Genomic DNA, 20,316 nt, shown 5'->3' with positions numbered 1-20,316 from the left:
GGCCTTAATTCAAATTTAAAAGCGTCAGTTCTCGCAATGCGACAGAGAATTTTGCAAATTCATGCGCAGTACCGACTTTAAACTCGGCTACGATGCTCTCCCAACGCCCCAAACTCACTGCATGTTCGACCATCCAAGCCTCTAAACCAAGTTCTGCAGACTCGCCTTTCTTCATTCCTTCCAAGATATGAGCGGTCAACATACGTTGCTGCCAATCCAAATCTTCTCGGAATGATGCTCGCGCTAATGCTTGCCAGTGGTTTTCAACTGGCTGATTGGTGATCTGTTTGAGGAACCAATGAAGGGACAAGGTATCACCCAAGACAAAGTAAAGGCGAGCCACCACATCGAACGGCTGTTCGCTTTGATCAGAGACTTGCGCTAGATCCAAGCCAGCAAACAGACTACTTAGACGGGCTACTTTATCAGCAATCGCTTTAGGTACGCCTTTGTCCATGTATTCTTTACTTTGATGCTCATGCTCTTTAATTTCAGATGGCACCAAGTACTTCTCAAGATTATCGGCAATGTTGTTAACCGCAGGCTTATAGAAAGCGACTAATTGTTCAATGCCCTTTTCCTTCATAGGATTACGCAAGATCCAACGTGTTGCCCGGCGTAGCGTTCGACGACAACGGAACATTACCGCGTACTGAACCTGTGCTGGCAGTTGGTTATCTAGAGCGCGGATGTCTTCGAAGGTTTTACCAAACTCAAAGACTTCACGTGCAATCGCATAGGCCGACGCAATATCACCGACTCTCGCCCCAGTTTCATCTTGCATACGCGTGACGAAATTGAATCCCATGTCGTTAGACATTTGATTTGCAAGGCTAGTTGCTATGATTTCCCCTCTCAGAGGGTGCGTTTCCATAGCATCACGGTAGTTACGTTGTAACTCTGTTGGGAAGTAATCCGGCAATAACTTACCAAAATGGTCATCTTTCGTGATTTGTTCAATCACCAGTTGCTCTTTGAGCACCATTTTCCCATAGGCCACCAGCACGGCAATCTCTGGTCTAGTCAGACCTTTGCCGTGCAGTTGTCTTTCTGCCAAGGTTTCATCATCCGGTAAGTTCTCTAGTTGTCTGTCCAACTTACCGTCTTTTTCAAGGTAATGAATAAAGCGAATTTGTTCTTTGAGTAATGCAACTTGCTGCTCAGCAGTGACTGAAATCGACTCGCTTTGGCAGTATGCATCATCCAAAACAATGTCAGACACTTCATCTTCCATTCGCTCAAGCAATTCATTACGCTGCTTGTATGTCAAATCCCCTGCTGCAACCAAGCTGTTCAGCAAGATCTTGATGTTTACTTCATTGTCTGAGCAGTCAACACCACCAACATTATCAATAAAGTCAGTGTTGACGAGGCCACCATTCATCGCGAACTCTATACGTGCCAGCTGAGTCATGCCCAAGTTGCCACCTTCACCAACGATCCTTGCACCCAACTCACTGCCGTTAACACGAAGTGAATCATTGGCGCGGTCACCAACTTCAGTATGCGTTTCCGACTCTGACTTCACATACGTACCAATACCGCCATTCCAAAGCAGATCCACATTTGATTTCAAGATCTGTTTGATCAACTCATTTGGCGTCATGGTTTGCTTGCGCACGCCCAGCATTTTTTGAATTTCAGGTGTCAGTTCGATAGATTTCGAACGACGAGAGAAAATACCGCCACCTTTCGAAATCAGTTTTGCGTTGTAATCTTCCCAACTGGATCGTGGCAGTTTAAACAGTCGATCCCTTTCTACCCAAGATTTGGCAGAATCCGGCGTCGGGTCAATAAAGATATGCATATGGTTAAATGCCGCAACCAGTCGAATATGTTTCGACAAGAGCATGCCGTTACCAAATACATCACCAGCCATATCCCCGATGGCGACACACGTAAAGTCAGTTTCTTGGCAATTAATACCAATTTCTCGGAAGTGACGTTTAACCGACTCCCAACCGCCTTTTGCCGTGATACCCATGGCCTTGTGATCGTAACCATTAGATCCACCCGAAGCGAAAGCATCACCCAGCCAGAAGTTGTATTCTTCTGACACCGAGTTAGCCAAATCAGAGAAGGTGGCCGTACCTTTATCTGCTGCAACAACCAGGTACGAGTCATCTTCATCATGCCTAACAACGCTTGGCGGCGGAGCCAACTCGCCTTCAACAATGTTGTCGGTTATATCTAACAGACCCTTGATAAAGATACGGTAGCAACGCTGACCTTCCGCAAAAATTTCATCGCGATTCGTCAAATGATGTTGTTTCTTACAAACAAAACCACCTTTTGCACCTACTGGAACAATAACTGTGTTCTTAACTTGCTGCGCTTTAACAAGACCTAAGACTTCTGTACGGAAATCCTCTTGGCGATCAGACCAACGCAATCCGCCACGTGCGACTTTGCCGCCTCGCAGATGAACACCTTCAATATCCGCCGAGTAAACGAAAATCTCGAACGCTGGGATAGGTTTTGGAATTTCAGGAATTTTCTGGGGCTGCAACTTAAAGGAAATGTAATCTTTCAGTGCCCCTGTTGACCCATCTGTCTGGAAATAATTGGTACGCAGAGTCGCTAGAATCATTTCCATATAGCGGCGAATGATACGATCATCATCCAAACTCTCAACTTGCTCGAGCTCTTCCTCTATTTTAGTAATGATCTTTGTCTGTTCTTTCTGGCTATTCTTAGCTGGGTCAAAACGTTTATTAAACAGATCAACCAGCAACTGCGCCAGGTCGGCATGCGATGCCAGTGTTTCCTCAATGTATGCCTGACTAAATGGGAACGCAACTTGACGCATATAGCGTGCATAAGCACGAAGAATCGTCGCTTCCCTACCACTCAGCCCTGCATTAAGGACAAGTCGGTTAAACCCATCGCTTTCTAAACGTCCATGCCATATACCAGCAAACGCCTCTTGGAAACGATCGCGCGCTTCTGACAGGTCAAAGCCCTTGCTTGCGGAGTGCAGCATCGAGAAATCAAGGATCCAATATGTGTCGCCAGAGGTTGTTTCTACTTTATACGGTGCCTCACCAATGACGCGAAGGCCGAGGTTTTCGAGCATCGGCATCACATCAGACAGGTGTATCGCTTCATCTTTTTGGAACAGTTTCAAACGCACTGCACAAGATGACGCGGGTTCTTCCTGAGGACGATAAAAGAGCATATCGAGCTTTTTATCTTCACTGAGGTTTTCAAGACGTTCAATATCCGCAACCGCAGAACCCGGCAGCATTGCCTCTTTATAAGAGCGTGGGAATGCACGCAGGTAACGTTTGGCAATGGGGGTACCGCTGTTTTCACCAAAGTTAGCAATAACAGCTTCTTGCAAACGATCATCCCAAGACGATGCCGCTTCAGTGAGGTTTTGCTCTAGCTTTTTCACGTCGATATCAAAATTGTTATTCTCGACACGCACAATGTAATGAGTCCTTGCCAATGGGCTTTCCGAGAAGAAGGTATTAAATTCAACTTCCTGTTCAGACCCAAAGTAATTTTTCAAAATACGTTGAGTCACACGACGGAACTCGGTGTTGTAACGCTCCCTTGCGACATAGACCATGCAAGAAAAGAAGCGTCCGAAAGGGTCACGACGCACAAACGCACGAAGCATATCGCGATCTTGTACTTGAACGATCCCCATACCAATATCAAGCATTTCCATCTCAGTTGCTTGGAAAAGCTCGTCTCGTGGGAAGTTTTCAATGATGTTTGCCAGTGCTTTCCACGAATGCGATCCTTCGTAGTAACCACTGATCTCGAGGATCCGATTAACTTTGTTGCGTAATACCGGAATGTTGCTGGTGGATTGATTATAAGCGGACGAGGCATAGAGCCCGTGGAAACGGTGTTCGCCGACAACGTTACCCTTTTTATCAAAACACTTAACACCGATATAATCCATATATGCCGGACGGTGAACGCGAGACTTACTACTGCCTTTATTAATGATTAAAATTTCTTTTCTGAGCGCAGTTGCACGTGCCGATTCAGGCATATCGGAAAGCTTCATTCCCGGACGCTTTAAATCGAGTTTCTTGGCTAACCCTAAACCCGGATCTTTTGAAGGGATTAAAATATGATCCCCTTCTATCGCGTTCAGTTCATAATACTTGTACCCCATAAACGTAAAGTTATGGGACGCAATCCATTCTAAAAACTCAATCGCTTCGACCTGACGTTCTTTTTCAACGACAGGTTTTTCTTTTTTCAGCGTGTCGATGATCTGTTTAACTTGCACTTGCATCGACTGCCAATCATTAACGACAAGAGCAACGTCATTTAATGTCTCCATTAGTTCTTTTTCTAACGCAGACATCTCTTTCTTATTTGTCATCCTATCGACTTCGATATGGAAGACCGTTTGCCTCTCCCCTTTGTCCCCACCGATTTCGGTGACATTACCGTTACTGTCTTTGACAATTCGATGCGGTCCATTGAGCATTAAGTGCGTCGCGATATCCAGTCGATTCAGAGCCATACGGACAGAGTCGACTAAAAATGGTGCATCAGGAGTAAGTATTTCGACAATGGTATGTGTGGACTGCCAGCCATTACCGCTGAGCGTGGGGTTAAAGACTTTTACATAGATGGTGGATTGATCGTAGTTATTAAGGTGGTGCCAGAGACTTATTACTGCACCATAAAGGTCAGACTCATTTCTTTCCTGAAGATCGTCGTCAGAAATGGGTCCGAGAATCCTTTTTGCCAAAGTCTCTACGAGCGGCTGTTGTTTCTTATCCAGTTTTTCAGCAATCAGATGATAAACTTTCTCAAGCAACACCGGCACAATAGGGTCACGCGCGGTCATGGCTTACTCCATTTATTTTTTATGTAATCGCTATGAGTATAGAGGTTAATCAGTCTTTGCGACTTATGAAGTAGTTTACGGCGTTGTTAATAAAAACGTTACATTAAAAAACGTTAATCCGGCAGGAGTTTTTAGATATGTGATTGACGTACGGTTTAAACCATTTTGTCGAGTGACGTAAAACGGTTATTTTCATCCACAATCAGACGAAATCTCCCTTTTACACCCAGTTGACTTAAATATGGACGCAGTCTAGAGGCCGGAAGCTGGAGAGTTAACCCATTATCTGTCGTAACCACAACATTGGCTGCTACACCGGCATAGTGTTGCTGAAAAATGTGGTAAGAAATATCAACGGAAAAGTAATAGACACTTGAGTTCATAAAAAAGCCGCCCTATTGAAGACGGCTTTTAAATTACTTAATTCCAGAAATTAATCAAGATGTGGCATCCAACGCCTTGTTAATTTTTTCATAAAGATCTTTCGCAAGATCGTCGAGTGCGGCTAAGCGCTCAAGAGACTGACGCATCAACGCCTGACGATCTTTGTCAAACCGTCCGAACTTAAGCAGTGGATCAATCAAACGAGACGCAACTTGCGGGTTAGATGCATTCAACTGAATAAGGATGTCAGTAAGGAATTCATAACCCGAGCCGTCTTTTGCGTGGAAATGCAGTGGGTTGTTATTACAGAATGCCCCTACCAGAGAACGTGTACGGTTTGGGTTTTTTAAACTAAACGCAGGATGCGACATTTGCGCTTTCACATTCGCCAATGCACCGACAGCGGGATTGCAGCCCTGAAGCATAAACCATTTGTCCATCACCAGGCCATCATGTGTCCACTTGTCACTAAATATCTTCATCAGTTCGGCACGTGCAGGCAGTTCTGCATGGTTCGCAGCGGCTAAGGCGGCCGCTGTATCTGTCATATTGTTTGCGACATTAAAGTGCTCACGTACAAGTGCATCACCATTGTCTAGTTGCGCCAAATAGCCCAAGCAAACATTGCGAAGACTGCGCTTTCCAATGGCTTCATGCTCAATCGTATATTCGCCTTGGTGTAATGTATGGTAGACGGCACTCAATTCATCACATAGATCAACGGCCAGTCTTTGTTTGATCGCACTTCGTACTTGATTGATCGCATCCACATCCACTTCTTCAAACCAACCACCAATTTCATTCTCGCTTGGTAGCGTCAGAATTTCTGCGATAAGTGCAACGTCAAGAGAGCCATCAAGCAGTACACCACGAAATGCATCAACAACATCTCCAGGCAGAACAAACGCTTCACCCTTTTGGATGCGCGCAACATTTTGTTTGATGTGTTTAGCCAAGAGCATCTGACCTGCATCCCAACGCGCAAATTCGTTTCTGGCATGCACCATCAAAAATACTAACTCTTCATCCGTGTACTCAAACGTCAGTTTTACGGGAGCAGAAAACTCACGCAACATCGAAATAACCGGTTTCTCGTTAACGTTTTCGAACACAAACTCCTGCGTTTCTTGATTCACATGCAGAACGTTCTCTACTTTTTCATTGTTACACTGTAACTCAATAACGCTGCCGTCTTCACCATATAGCTCTATGTCGAATGGAATTAATAGAGGGGCCTTCTCTTTTTGATCTGCTGTTGGTCGCGTCGTTTGATTAACCGTCAGCGTCAGTGTTTTTTGTTCAATATCGTAGGCCGAAGAAACGGTTAACTCTGGTGTTCCCGACTGGCTATACCATAATCGGAACTGGCCAAGGTCAGTTCCAGATGCATCTTCCATCGCCTTGACAAAATCTTCGCAGGTCGCAGCGGTTCCATCATGACGTTCGAAGTATAGCTTCATGCCTTTTTGGAAATTTGTTTCGCCTAAAAGCGTATGCATCATTCGAATAACTTCACTGCCCTTTTCATACACCGTCAGCGTATAGAAGTTATTCATCTCTATGACTTTTTCAGGTCGAATTGGGTGTGCCATCGGGCTACAATCTTCAGCAAATTGAGGACCGCGCATGATGCGTACATTGTTGATTCGGTTAACTGCTCTTGAGCCAAGGTCAGAAGAAAATTCTTGATCGCGGAAAACAGTCAGACCTTCCTTTAGGCTTAACTGGAACCAGTCTCGACACGTAACTCGGTTACCCGTCCAGTTATGGAAATACTCGTGGCCGATGACTGACTCAATTCCCAAGTAATCTGTATCAGTCGCCGTATCTGAATTTGCCAACACAAACTTAGAGTTAAAGACATTCAATCCTTTGTTTTCCATTGCGCCCATGTTGAAGAAATCAACGGCTACAATCATGTAGATATCTAAGTCGTACTCGAGACCAAAACGATCTTCGTCCCACTTCATCGAGTGTTTTAGTGACGTCATTGCATGCGAAGCACGCGCCAAATTTCCCTTATCCACAAAGATTTCGAGTGCGACGTCTCGACCACTTCGGGTTGTGAACGTATCTTGTAGTAAATCAAAATCACCGGCGACTAATGCAAACAAGTAGCTTGGTTTTGCGAATGGGTCTTCCCACTGAACCCAATGACGACCACCGTCAATTTCTCCTTGGCCAACCTTATTACCATTGCTTAGCAAGAATGGAAATGCCGATTTGTCAGCGGTGATTTTAGTCGTGAACTTCGCCAACACATCTGGACGATCTAAGTAGTAAGTAATTCGACGAAAACCTTCCGCTTCACACTGCGTACAATATGCGCCGTCTGAAAGATAGAGTCCTTCCAGTGATGTATTCGCCGACGGGTCAATTTCAGTTTCTATTAACAGCGTGAACTGTTGCGGTAGATTGGTCAGAACAAGCCCTTCTGGCCCTTCTTCAAAACTCGACCATTCAGTGCCATTTATCTCTACACGGCGAAGTGTCAGTCCTTCACCATCTAGCGTTAAGGTATCACTGCCCGCAGTGAGTTGTTTCACCTGACTTTTTGCAATCACAACGGTGTGTGATTTTCGGAGATCAAAGTCTAAATCGATTTGGGTAATGGTGAAATCGGGGGCCTTGTAGTCTTTACGATACTTTGCCTGAGGTTGTTGTGCCATGACAGTTTCCTTTAAATATTCACGCCAATGCTCTCGGTCAAAAAGAAAATGCAGAGAGAGCTAATTATGTGAGATAATTACCTAAGATACTCATAAACATAACGCATTGCTACTCACTCCCTGCACAAGGCGTAACCAATTGAACTCAAACCCTCCACATTTTCAGATAGAAATCGTGGTACTAATGGGTTGACTAAACCGCGCCATTTGGCGTTAAATTTGCCCCCTTATGCTCAATGTTGCATTACTTGGGTAGCAAATTGAAGATCTCAGCTAAAACGTTTCAGAGGTACTTTTTAAGGCATGCTTAAGCCAATTATTTCGTCACTATTAGACACGGATGCCTACAAACTAAATATGCAACAAGCGATATTCCATCATTATCCGGAAGTCGATGTTGCTGCTGAGTTTCATTGCCGTAGCGATGAGAGCCTCGCTGAACTAAAAAAACAAATAGAACATGAAGTTCAGTCGTTAGCACGCCTCCGCTTTACCGCACCAGAGATTAACTTTTTGTCAGTGTTGGGGTTATACCAAGCTGACTACCTCTCTTTTTTAGAAAACTTTTCTTTAAACGCTGACCACGTTTCAGTGTCAATTGCCAATGATCAACTTGCCATTCGTATCGAAGGCAAATGGATTGATGTCATCCTGTGGGAAGTTCCGTTACTTGCTATTATCTGCGAGTTACGCTGTAACAAGAGATATTCACAGGCGACGACTTCACAGGCAGTAGAACTTTTAGACAACAAGTTGCTCTCACTTGCCCATATTGGCAAAGACTTTCAGTTTGTAGATTTTGGAACACGACGCCGTTTCTCTAAGGCGGTTCATCAAGCTATTGTTTCCCACTTAGTCGAGCACTGTGAACATTTCGTTGGTACCTCAAACCTTGAGTTGGCCATGACACATGGTATTCCGGCTGTCGGAACCCAAGCACACGAATGGTTCCAAGCGCATCAGCAACTCGCGGGAGATCTTGCAGATTCTCAACAACTTGCATTGCACCGGTGGCTTCAAGAGTATCCCGACAAACTCGGGATCGCCCTCACCGACTGCATCAATATGGATGCGTTCTTAAATGACTTTAATAAACACTTGAGCGAACAATTCAACGGTTTGCGCCATGACAGTGGTGACCCAATCGCTTGGGGCGAAAAAGCAATTGCGCATTATGAAAACCTTGGAATTGATCCGCTCAACAAGGTGTTAATCTTCTCTGATGGTTTGACACTTAATAAAGCTGTCGACATCCATCAGCATTTTACCGGTCGTATCAACACCTCATTCGGGATTGGCACGCAACTAACCTGCCATCTCCCTGAAGTGGAAACACTGAACATTGTTATCAAGCTTGTCACCTGCAACGGAAAGCCAGTAGCAAAAATTTCTGACGAACCCGGAAAGTCGATTTGCCAAGACAATGAATACTTAAGTGAGTTAAGAAAAGCTTTCAATATTTAATAAAAAAGGACGCCTTGCGTCCTTTTTTATTACGTGGTTTCACTGCCGTAGGTTTCTTTTTAACACGGCTTCCATACCAAACTGGTTGTTGCTGAGCTTTAACGTATCTGCTTCTAACTCAAACACCGAATCTTGCTGACCACCTCGATAAATTAAAACCAGATGATCATCTTCTAGATAGTACACACCACGGTGAGTCACCGACCGCCCTTCCACACCCGATACTTTGACAGAAAACAGGAAATCAGGTCTGAGCACCAGCGCGAGATCTGAAACGCGTTCATCAACGTCTTTGCCAGAAATCAGATTGCTATGCCAGGTGCCAGAAAGGTTATTGGGCAAGACTTTTGTAAACTGCGCACCTTGAAGAGAGAGTTGGTTATGATTGAGTTGATAAGCATGGCGCTGTGTTTCTCCGAAATCGTCACTTAGTACAAGTGTCGACTCATCTAGATCATACTCACCCACGGCTTCTTCAACCGTTCCATCCCGCTTCAACAATTTCACATTAAATCGGAAATCCGAATTGAACGAGATGTTAATTGCTTTGTAGGCATTTTCACCAGAGTCAGAGGTGGATTGATCAGGGCTGAACCAGTACCAGTCACCGATAAGCAATGGGAAATCAAGTTGAGTAAGATCTTGAGATTTTGCAGGCGTTGAAAGAAAGAAGATAACTAAGATAAGGCCATACCATTTTTTCATACGCTTCCCCTAACTTGTATTGTCTTATTACATTTTAGACAAACATCACAGGTTATGAGATTGTTAATAATAAAAATGATATTTTTACAATTGAAAAAAGGCGAGCACTATGCTCGCCTTTTTAGTTTATCTGCATCAGCACATTAGCTGCGTTTAAGCTTTGTTGCCATATCTAAGGTGATTAGAGCCGCTTCATCAAGATAAGCATCTGGCTCTTCATAATCACTAGGTACATCATCCAACGTTTTAAATGGTGGTTGACCTAAAGATACTTGACGTTCATTCAAGCGAATAAGACGTTTTTTATCTGCGTCTTCTCGTTCTTGAATTCTCGCTTTCTCGCTCAGTGAAACGTCATTGTCATCTTTGACTGCTTTGTATTCTGCGATGTCATCGAGAATAAAACCAAACTCTTGATCTTTATTGATACGAGTTTGGTGTTCTGCATCCAATGATTTGACCAAAGAACTCAATTGATTCACTTTCTCATAAGCAGCTGGTGTGATGCTGTCCCATGGAAGTGCATTCTCTTCAACACTTTCGCCCGTTTCTTCAGGATCAACCGCTGTTGGGAAAGCAATATCTGGTACTACACCCAAATGTTGCGTGCTCCCACCATTAATACGGTAGAACTTCTGAATTGTGTACTGAACATGACCTAATGGTTTATCAAAAAGGTCATAGATATGATTCAACGAACGATGTTGTTGAACCGTTCCTTTACCAAACGACTGTTCACCAAGAATCACTGCCCGGCCATAGTCTTGCAGTGCAGCAGCAAAAATCTCAGACGCCGACGCAGAGTAACGATTGATCAAAACAGTTAAAGGGCCGTCGTAGTAAATCGCGTTATCACTATCGCTATTTACTTTGACACGTCCGTAGCTATCTCTAACTTGCACAACAGGACCACTCTCAATGAACAGACCTGTTAGTGCGGACGCTTCACTTAACGCACCGCCACCGTTATTACGAAGATCAATGACAATACCGCTAACCTTGTCTTTCTTAAGGTTAGCGATTTCTTTTTTCGTATCTTCAGCTAAACCAACATAGAAGCTAGGGACAGAGATAACACCAATCTTGGCGTTGCCCTCTTCAATAACTTCAGATTTAACTGCGCGATCTTCTAATCGAATTTTGTCTCGCACCAAGGTGACAGTGTAACTCTTAGAATTTGCACCTTCAGGCAAGATCTCTAGTTTCACCGTACTCCCTTTCGGGCCCTTTATCAGCTGAACAACGTCATCTAAACGCCAACCTATGACATCAACTACTTTGTCTCTGTCTTGGGCCACGCCGATGATGCGATCACCTGGTGCCAGTTTTTTCGACTTTGAAGCAGGACCGCCAGCAACAAGAGAGCGAATCACAGTGAAATCATCTTCGACTTGAAGCACTGCACCGATCCCCTCCAGAGAAAGGTTCATCTCTGACTGGAATTGTTCTGCATTGCGCGGAGAAAGATAACTTGTGTGCGGGTCAACTTCGCGAGAAAACGCATTCAAGTACAATTGAAATGCATCTTCACTCTTCGTTTGCGTCAAACGCTTAATGGCATTATTGTATCGTTTTGACAACGTTTCTTGAATGTCAGGCCACTCTTTGCCAGCCAGCTTCAAGTTCAATGCATCATTCTTAACGCGTTTGCGCCACAGTTCGTTCAGCTCTGCTTTATCTTTCGCCCACGGTTGCTCGCTTCTGTCGATAAGCATGTTTTCTTCTGCGTCGAATGTGATCTCATTATCTAGCAGTGCTAACGCATACTGATAACGGTCAAAACGTTGTTGAAGAGACTTGTTGAAAATATCGAAAGCCGCTGTTGTATCACCAGAGCGAAGTTGATCATCAATCTGAAGTTGCCACTTTGAGAGTTCATCGATGTCTTTTTGAGTAAAAAACAGTCGATTGAAATCAAGTGTTTCTAAGTAGCGTTCAAAAACTTCTGAAGAGAATTCGTCGTCAAGCAAGAATTGCTTATAGTGAGATTTTTCAAAACGACGAGTAATTCGTTTACTCGCTGTTTGATGCTGAGGTTCAGAAACCAGCGTAGGAATATCAGCAGCGTCAAATTTGGCCTCGAAGGCCTGGGCGGATGCCGCTAGCATTAAGCTAGCAGCAATCGCGGAAAAGCGGAATCGACAGATCATGCGTCGAGGTTTCTCCTTTATGAACTTAGGTGCTCCGCTTTCACTAGCATGGTCAGGCCATTGCTCAAACGAACGCGTACCTCGTCCTTGTTAAGTTCTACAATCGTAGCAGGCATGTTGCCATTGCCCATATTTACGTTTACGTCTTTACCTACGACAATGTCTTCAGCCTTGAGTTCACGACGTGGTTCAGCAGGCTTATTATCTAGCTTAGTATTCTTTGCCTTAGCTGGTCGAGATTTTGAAGGGTTAGCTGTTGATTTATTTGCTTTTGGTGCTCTTTTCGCTTTCGCGCCAGGCTTTTTGTCACCGTTTTTAGCTGCTTGCTCTTTACGGCGTTCGCTTGCGCGCGCTTTGCTTTCTGCCAGCGCAGTTTGAGCATGGTCAATATGCTCTTGCTCAAGCTCTCCACAGTCATTGCCATCTAGGTCGACACGGATCGCGCCCGTTTTCGCACCATATAGGTAACGCCAAGAAGAAGTATACTGGCGTAGTGCTGCGCGCAGTTGCGTTTTACTTACTTTAGGATCATCAGCAAGGCGGTTAGCCAAGTCTTGAAAAATGCCGATCTTCAGAGGACGGGCTTCACCTTCCAGTGTGAAGCATTGCGGGAAAAGTTCAGCAATGTAGGCGATAACTTGCTTGCTGTTGGCCAGTTTTTCAGTGTTTTCCATCTTTCTTCCTGTCTCTTTGTGTTACTAGCGCACAATAGAGAGTGTACGGGTTAACAAATTAAGTGCTGCGTATTATAGATACCTCTCTGTGAAAAACCACAAAGAAGCTTAAATTTAGAGGTGTTTTTGCAATTCATTGACCAATAAAGTGAGACCCGTTTCATCATCTTGATCGAATCTTGCTAAATTTGGTGAATCTATGTCCAGCACGCCGACAATTTTACCTTTCACGATTAAAGGTAAAACAATTTCTGAATTACTGGCTGCATCACATGCGATATGCCCTTCAAATTGATGAACATCTTCGACTCTTACGACATTTTTATGGGTAAACGCACTTCCGCACACCCCCTTTTCGTAAGGAATCCGCACGCAGGCTGGTTTTCCTTGGAATGGTCCAAGAACCAACATTTCACCATCATCCAAATAAAAGCCAGACCAGTTGATATCTGGCAACGCTTGAAACAGCAACGCGCTAACATTTGCTAGGTTTGCAATTAAGTTTCGCTCTCCTTCAACCAATGCAACGGCTTGGCGAGTGAGTAATGAATAAAATTCGGCTTTATTTTCCATGGTGTTACTGCTTCCATATAAATCGAATGCAACCATAAAACGGATGCGCTTTTTATTCAATGCTGCCTTAGAATCATGACCATTTTATGTGCGCTTTGATTGCCTTTTGTTCACCTCTGGTGAAAAAGTGATTTTCTTTTTTAGGTCTAGTGACTAAACCGATGAAAAAAGGTGTTTAAAACTAGCAGTTTGATTAAGATACCTGTCAATGTATAGCAAGCATGTCTGCCTAATTGGATTTTGGTCTTGTGGATGAGTCATAAGATTGGCTACCACCCGATTTATCTAGACCCTAAGACATTCTCTCTAGTTCTCTCTACAAGAGATGTAAACTGTTAAAGGTCAGCATGCAATCTTTGCAAGGTTTAGAATATGCACGTCCTAAGATGCACGTCTTGCGATCTCCTGTTGAAGAACATTCCGGTTTCAACTGGCCAAAGTGCATGCTGCCCAAAATGCGGCACAAGAGTTATCAAACGTTCTTCAATCACGCTTTCCGGTGAACTTGCGATTGCTCTCGCAGCATTTGCTTTGCTCATCCCTGCGCAAGTCTACCCGCTTATTATCATCGAATTATTTGCTGTTAAGATATCGACGACAGTCACAAGCGGTGCGATAACACTTCTTAACACATTCCCGTTCGTTGGCGCGCTCGTCATCTTCTGCACTGCGTTTTGTCCGCTGATATATCTGCTGGCGATTTTCGCGTCTCACTGGTCCCTTCGCTTTCTTAATGTGAAAGCACTTTACTATGCCACTTACGTCATTAAAGTCGCCAGGCACTGGGTGATGATTGATGTGTTCCTTGTCAGTCTCGCCATCGCGGCGTTTAAAGTACGTGACTATGCCGACATCATGGTGGGGCAAGGCTTGTTTAGCTTCGTGATACTGCAAGTGCTCATGGCTATTTTACTTTCTCGCGTATCACCAAAACGCTATTGGGATGCTTACAGTGAAAAGTGTAAACAGGAAACCAGTTTAGATACGGAAAGCGACGAGGCGGTAGGCTCGGTGATCAGTTGTAGCCATTGTGGACTGACACAATGTGACTCACACTCGCAATGCAACCGCTGTGGTGCCCGACTCGCGCTGAGGCGTTACCAAAGTATCCAAAAAACGTGGGCATCGTTACTTGCCGCCGTCGTTTTTATCTTTCCCGCTAACTTCTACCCTATCTCGATTCTAATCACGAACGGTAAACGGCTAGAAGACACCATATTCTCCGGCGTCGCCTCATTGATCAAAACTGGCATGTACGGCATCGCCATTATCATTTTTACCGCCAGTATTATCGTACCGGTGGCGAAGATTATCTCCCTCGCTTACATACTGATTTGCATCCATTTTAAAGTGGAGACAGGACGTAGTCAGCGCATGAAACTCTATCGATTCGTAAAATGGATAGGAAAATGGTCAATGATGGACTTATGCGTGATCGCCATCATGGTGTCATTGATTGACCGAGGTAACCTTCTTGATTTCACACCGGGCCCCGGTGCCATTGCTTTCGGATTAGTTGTCGTGTTAACAATGATTTCAGCAGAAAGCCTAGATTCTCGACTTATTTGGGACAAGTATGAGCAACGTAAATGATTCTCAAGTGACTGAGCCAACCATTAAAAAGGATCGTGGTATTTCGCCACTTTGGATTTTTACCCTTCTCGCATTCATTTTGGCTGGTTGGCTACTTTATCGTTCCGTTAGTGAGGCTGGCGAGCGTATTCAAATCTATTTCACTGATGCACAAGGCATTCAAGCCGGACGGACCACCATTCGTTATCAGGGCTTGGAGGTCGGTATGATTCGCCGTGTGACACTGTCAGACGATCTTAAAAGTATCTACGCTGAAGCTGACATTTACCCAGAAGCAACTAAGATTTTGCGCCAGAATACGGTATTTTGGGTAGTTCGTCCTAAGGCATCTATCACGGGCATAAGTGGCCTTGATGCACTTGTGTCAGGCAACTACATTGCCGTTCAACCGGGCTCGGGTGAAGAACGAACGACCTTTATCGCAGCCGATGAAGCGCCGAAAGATGCTTTTGATGACGACAGCCTTCACATTCAACTGGAAGCCCCTGACTTAGGCTCGCTCAGCATAGGCTCTGGCGTCTACTTTAAGAAGATCCTCGTTGGCGAAGTGTACGACTACAAGCTAAACAAAGACAAAAGTGGCGTGACATTGTCACTTAAAGTCAAAAAAGAGCACGCACAACTCGTGACTAAAGCGACGAAGTTTTGGAATGTCAGCGGTATCAATGCCGACATCAGTCTTAGTGGCGTTGATATTAACGTTGAAAATCTCGCTTCCGTTATCGCAGGCGGAATCGCGTTTGATTCCCCTAAAGACAGTAAACCCGCGGACGAGCTAGACACTTATACGCTTCACAAGTCAATTAACGATACCGACCGTGGCATTACCGTCACACTGAACCTGCCGCCAGAGCATGGAATTCGCAACGCCCAATCCGCTATTCTCTACCAAGGTTTAGAAGTCGGACGATTAAACGGGATCGATTTCAATAATTCCTTCTCAGGGACGGTAGCAACCGCCAATATCAATCCAGAAATGGCATGGATGCTGAAAAGCGGCAGTGAGTTTCTGATTGAAAAGCCGCAGATTAACCTTAGTGGTTTTAAAAACTTAGGGAATCTGTTTACGGGCAATACACTCACCCTTCGTCCTGGTAAAGGGGACGATGAACGTGAGTTCACGGCTAAGACAAAGGAATCCCTCATTGCTGACGACCCAAATTCGCTCAAAGTGACGCTTGATGCGGAAAGCTCTTGGGGATTAGCAAAGAACACCAAAGTCCTTTATCGCGGCCTGCAAGTCGGTTTTATTAACTCTACCACCCTGAGCCCAGATAAGGTTCAGCTTGAGTTAGTTATTTATCCAAAGAACAAACACTTGGTTAGAGACAAATCTCGCTTCTTCATAGTCGGTGGCATAACGGGGCAAATCTCCTCTAAAGGTGTAGAGTTTGCAGTACCTGCTTTTTCCCAAATCGCCGACCCTGCGATCAGCTTTACTAGCGAAGGAAGTGATGGCGTCGCCGATAGCTACTACCTATTTAAATCGGAAATCCAAGCCCGCAATGCGAAAGATGCCGAGCGCGGTGTCACTGAGTTCAAGCTGATTGCAAACAAGCTCCCTTCTGTTTCTGAAGGAAGCCCTGTTATGTATAAGAACTTCGAAGTCGGCAAAGTCTCTCGATTTTCGCTCATGAAAAACCGCGTTGAAGTCGTCGTGCAGGTCGAGAATCGCTACAAGCACCTTATCAATCCAAACACTGTTTTCTGGAATCAATCAGGTATTGATATCAAAGCGGGCTTATCCGGTGTTGAGGTAAATACGGGGTCGTTTAAATCGATTGTTGCTGGCGGTATTGCGTTTGGTGACATTAAAGGCATCGACAACAAACAAGGCCGAGATTGGATTCTTTATGATAGCTTGAGTGCAGCACAGAACTTTGGCCTCGCCATTACTTTCTCATCAACTGCAGCAAATGGACTCAGCCAAGGCAGCAACATTCGCTATCAAGGCGTCAATGTGGGTGAAGTCACTCAACTTAAGCCTGACTTTGACACAGATGGTGTTGTCGTTTCAGCCATCATCTATCCGGAATACGCGGCTCAACTCGCGAAGGCCACGAGCTATTTCTGGGTCGCTCAGCCCACGTTGAGTCTGACCAAAACAGAAAATCTGGATTCACTATTTGGTGCCTATATTTCCGTTGTACCGGGTAAGGGGGCTAAACGCCAAGCGTTCACACTGCACAATGCTGCTGAATATGCGGGCGGACTTACCATTGTGCTAGAAAGTGAAACCCGAGGCTCCGTCGCTGTGGGCACGCCTATCCTGTTCCGAGATTTTGAAGTTGGCTCAGTAACCGATGTGCGTCTGGGTCGTTTTGCCGACCGCGTCCTCATTGAAATTAAGGTCAGTGATGATTACAAACACCTCGTCCGCCAAAACACTGTGTTCTGGAACGACTCGGGGATTGATGTCTCCATTGGTTTGACAGGTGCCACAGTGAAAAGCGGTACACTTGAAAGTGTGATCAAAGGTGGCATTGCCTTTGCTACCCCAGAAGGGGTGGAACTTGCTAAGCCTGCTCGCTCTGACCAGCACTTCTTGCTTCATAACTCTCCAAAAGATGAATGGGAGCTTTGGCGCACGGCAATTCCTTCTTACTAATAAAGTCCACGCTAAAAGGCGTTTTGATTACATCAAAACGCCTTTTTTGTATCTGTGCCGCGCCTTGTAGAGCTCTGTGTAACGTTATAAACTTCGCGGTTCACTAGAACTTCATGCGAGACCTTCCAGGTGCATCCAAATATCGTCTTTCCCGAGTTGTTCCTAAAGCATATGGAACAAACCCTGCCTTCACACTTATCGATGAGCGATTTTATAGACGCATGCAAACGTCCACTGCGTCGTAGCATCCGCGTTAACACGCTTAAAGTCTCTATTGAAGATTTCAAAGAACGAGCTGCGGAAAAAGGCTGGACCTTATCCCCTGTTCCTTGGTGCGAGACAGGCTTTTGGATTGATGAAGAAGACGACTCTGTGCCGCTAGGTAACACCGCAGAGCATATGTCTGGGCTTTTCTACATCCAAGAAGCAAGCTCTATGCTGCCCGTCACAGCATTGTTAGAAGAAGACCGTGAATTGGAGCGTGTGTTAGATATGGCCGCGGCTCCAGGGTCAAAAACCACCCAAATCGCTGCCGCTATTAACAATCGTGGGGTATTGGTTGCCAACGAATATTCGGCTAGCCGCGTAAAAGTGCTTCATGCCAATTTACTTCGTTGTGGCGTCTACAACTCGGCCCTCACAAACTTTGATGCGCGCGTATTTGGTGGTTGGTTGCCAGAAACGTTTGATGCGATCTTGCTCGATGCGCCCTGCTCTGGCGAAGGAACCATAAGAAAAGACGCCGATGCATTTGCAAATTGGAGCCTTGAGTCAATTTATGACATTGCCAACACGCAAAAAGACCTGATTGAAAGTGCATTTCATGCACTGAAACCTGGCGGTGTAATGGTGTATTCCACCTGCACATTGAGCAGAGAAGAAAACCAGGATGTTTGCCACCACATAAAAACGCTGTTTGGTGATGCTGTTGAATTTGAACCGCTCAACCATCTGTTCGAGAATGCAGGTGAAGCATGCACAGAAGAAGGCTTCTTGCATGTATTCCCACAGATTTTTGACAGTGAAGGTTTCTTCGTTGCGCGTATTAGAAAGACGAAAAGCGTTGGCAGTGAGATGGTTAAAAAACGCCCTCGCAACTTCCCTTTCAAAAAAGCGGGAGCAAAAGACGCTGACACGGTCGCTAAGGCACTGAAAGAGAGCCTGCAGCTTACAATCCCAGACACTTCAAGTGTGTGGAATCGTGATAAAGAAGTCTGGTTATTCCCAGAAGCTATCGAAGGCATACTGCCTGAAATTAAATTTGACCGCATTGGTTTGAAGCTTGCTGAAACACATAAAAACGGTTTCCGATGGCAGCATGAAACGGTGATGGCTCTGGCCACAGGTAAAGAGTCAAACTGCATCGAGCTAACAGCGGAAGATGCTAAAGAATGGTATATGGGACGAGATGTTCGACCACAAATAACGCCGACCAAAGGTGAAGTCATTGTCTGCTACCGCCGTCAACCAATCGGAATTGGCAAGTGGGTTGGCAATAGAATTAAAAATGGCCTTCCGAGAGAGCTAGTTAGGGACGTAAACCTCTTTATTGCATGATTGATTTTAAAAGTCTCATGCTTGAAACGCCCCTACCATCTTGCGCCAACTAAAGTTTGAAGTGCTACAAATCTCCATTTAAACCAGTTAGCGCAAGGCTCTTACGAGCCATTCCCCTAAGCCCGGAACAGGAATCGTTCCGGGCTCTTTTTATTGGTTACTTTCTACCGTGTCAAACAGTCACAAAAAAGGCCGCCATCGGCAGCCTCTTCATTGTGAGATTACTTAATCAAGTAAATACCATCTCTTTCAATTCGAATGCGGCGCTCTTTATATAAGCCACCAATCGTTTTCTTAAACGTCGCTTTACTTGTACGGAAAAGATCAAAGATCTGTGCAGGACTGCTCTTATCATTGACAGGAAGGAATCCACCTTTCAATTCAAGCGTATGGATAACTTTATCCGCAAGATCGTCGACTTTACCTTTACCTAGCTTTTGCAACGCAAGGTCAATTTTTCCGTCTTCACGCATTTGCTTGATGTACGCTTTCAGATTCTTACCGACGAACAACTTACCAAACGCTTCAGTTTTAAACAGCAAGCCCCAGTGCATATCGTTCACTGCACATTTGTAGCCCAGTTCTGTTTCTTCAACAACAGTGATATTTACTTGCTCACCTTTCTGATAGCGAGCTGGCGTTTTATCCAAGAATTTGTTGAATTTGGTTGAGCCAACAATACGACCAGACGCGTTATCAAGATAGAGGTATACAAGATAGGAGTTGCCTTCCTGCATACGCATTCGCTGTTCACTGAACGGTACTAGCAAGTCTTTTGGTAGTCCCCAGTTTAGGAATGCGCCAATACGGCTCGCGCTGACACAGTTTAACTTAGCAAACTGTCCAACCTCAGCCAGTGGCTTTTCTGTTGTCGCAATGATGTTGTCTTCAGAGTCGAAATAAATGAACACAGAGATTTCGTCACCTAGCAGTGTTCCTTTTGGCACATAGCGTTTTGGCAAAAGAATATTGCCGTACTCACGACCACCGTCAACAAAGACGCCAAATTCTACTTCTTTGACCACTGTTAGGGTGTTCACCTGACCGATCTTAATCATTGACCTTTTTACTCACTCTTTTTTAATTAGGCGCAGTATACGAGATTTACGCAAAGAGC

12 protein-coding genes are annotated in these 20,316 nt (G+C 44.9%); 4 read left to right on the top strand and 8 right to left on the bottom strand.

Annotated elements, in window-relative coordinates; translation table 11 throughout:
* Positions 1 to 4 precede the first annotated feature (4 nt).
* From LRP49_RS05540 to pepN, 3 genes are all read right to left on the bottom strand, one after another.
* Positions 5 to 4,822 carry an NAD-glutamate dehydrogenase gene (locus LRP49_RS05540; RefSeq protein ID WP_274140793.1) on the bottom strand — a complete coding sequence of 1,606 codons (4,818 nt, stop codon included), beginning with the start codon at positions 4,820 to 4,822 and terminating at the stop codon, positions 5 to 7.
* A gap of 155 nt (positions 4,823 to 4,977) precedes the next feature.
* Complete coding sequence (locus LRP49_RS05535) at positions 4,978 to 5,205, bottom strand: DUF2835 domain-containing protein (RefSeq protein ID WP_274140792.1); 228 nt, start codon at positions 5,203 to 5,205, stop codon at positions 4,978 to 4,980.
* Between the two features lie 54 nt (positions 5,206 to 5,259).
* A complete protein-coding gene (gene pepN, locus LRP49_RS05530; RefSeq protein ID WP_274140791.1) occupies positions 5,260 to 7,875 on the bottom strand; it encodes an aminopeptidase N in 2,616 nt (871 codons plus the stop codon).
* A gap of 303 nt (positions 7,876 to 8,178) precedes the next feature.
* On the opposite strand from pepN, the gene pncB reads away from it, so the two are divergent.
* The gene (gene pncB / locus LRP49_RS05525; RefSeq protein ID WP_274140790.1) at positions 8,179 to 9,339 is read left to right on the top strand and encodes a nicotinate phosphoribosyltransferase; all 1,161 of its coding nucleotides are present in this window, start codon (positions 8,179 to 8,181) and stop codon (positions 9,337 to 9,339) included.
* Positions 9,340 to 9,378: 39 nt separating this feature from the next.
* Here the strand turns inward: pncB and LRP49_RS05520 are convergent, their stop codons facing one another.
* The 4 genes from LRP49_RS05520 to LRP49_RS05505 all read right to left on the bottom strand — a co-directional run bounded on the left by LRP49_RS05520 (position 9,379) and on the right by LRP49_RS05505 (position 13,441).
* A complete protein-coding gene (locus LRP49_RS05520; protein WP_274140789.1) occupies positions 9,379 to 10,044 on the bottom strand; it encodes a hypothetical protein in 666 nt (221 codons plus the stop codon).
* Positions 10,045 to 10,187: 143 nt separating this feature from the next.
* Entirely contained in the window at positions 10,188 to 12,194 is a 2,007-nt protein-coding gene (gene prc / locus LRP49_RS05515) for a carboxy terminal-processing peptidase (protein ID WP_274140788.1), read from the bottom strand.
* Positions 12,195 to 12,211: 17 nt separating this feature from the next.
* Positions 12,212 to 12,868 carry an RNA chaperone ProQ gene (gene proQ, locus LRP49_RS05510; protein WP_274140787.1) on the bottom strand — a complete coding sequence of 219 codons (657 nt, stop codon included), beginning with the start codon at positions 12,866 to 12,868 and terminating at the stop codon, positions 12,212 to 12,214.
* A 114-nt stretch (positions 12,869 to 12,982) separates the two neighbouring features.
* Positions 12,983 to 13,441, bottom strand: coding sequence for a GAF domain-containing protein (locus tag LRP49_RS05505; protein WP_274140785.1), 459 nt, complete (start codon positions 13,439 to 13,441; stop codon positions 12,983 to 12,985).
* A gap of 372 nt (positions 13,442 to 13,813) precedes the next feature.
* On the opposite strand from LRP49_RS05505, the gene LRP49_RS05500 reads away from it, so the two are divergent.
* The 3 genes from LRP49_RS05500 (at position 13,814) to rsmF (ending at position 19,199) form a co-directional block, all read left to right on the top strand.
* Positions 13,814 to 15,034, top strand: coding sequence for a paraquat-inducible protein A (locus tag LRP49_RS05500; RefSeq protein WP_274140784.1), 1,221 nt, complete (start codon positions 13,814 to 13,816; stop codon positions 15,032 to 15,034).
* Positions 15,018 to 17,642 (top strand): MlaD family protein, encoded by a 2,625-nt coding sequence (locus LRP49_RS05495; RefSeq protein WP_274140783.1) that lies wholly within the window; start codon positions 15,018 to 15,020, stop codon positions 17,640 to 17,642. The genes LRP49_RS05500 and LRP49_RS05495 overlap by 17 nt, the downstream gene beginning before the upstream one ends.
* Positions 17,643 to 17,771: 129 nt before the next feature.
* Positions 17,772 to 19,199, top strand: a complete 1,428-nt coding sequence (rsmF, locus tag LRP49_RS05490; RefSeq protein ID WP_274140782.1) for a 16S rRNA (cytosine(1407)-C(5))-methyltransferase RsmF — start codon at positions 17,772 to 17,774, stop codon at positions 19,197 to 19,199.
* A gap of 221 nt (positions 19,200 to 19,420) precedes the next feature.
* On the opposite strand, the gene LRP49_RS05485 is transcribed toward rsmF, so the two are convergent.
* Complete coding sequence (locus LRP49_RS05485; RefSeq protein ID WP_274140781.1) at positions 19,421 to 20,257, bottom strand: CvfB family protein; 837 nt, start codon at positions 20,255 to 20,257, stop codon at positions 19,421 to 19,423.
* Positions 20,258 to 20,316 lie beyond the last annotated feature (59 nt).

Source organism: Enterovibrio qingdaonensis (genome assembly GCF_028683135.1).
Lineage (GTDB): Bacteria > Pseudomonadota > Gammaproteobacteria > Enterobacterales > Vibrionaceae > Enterovibrio > Enterovibrio qingdaonensis.
Note: the sequence above shows the minus strand (reverse complement) of the source record. Positions and strands in the feature narration are given on the sequence as shown.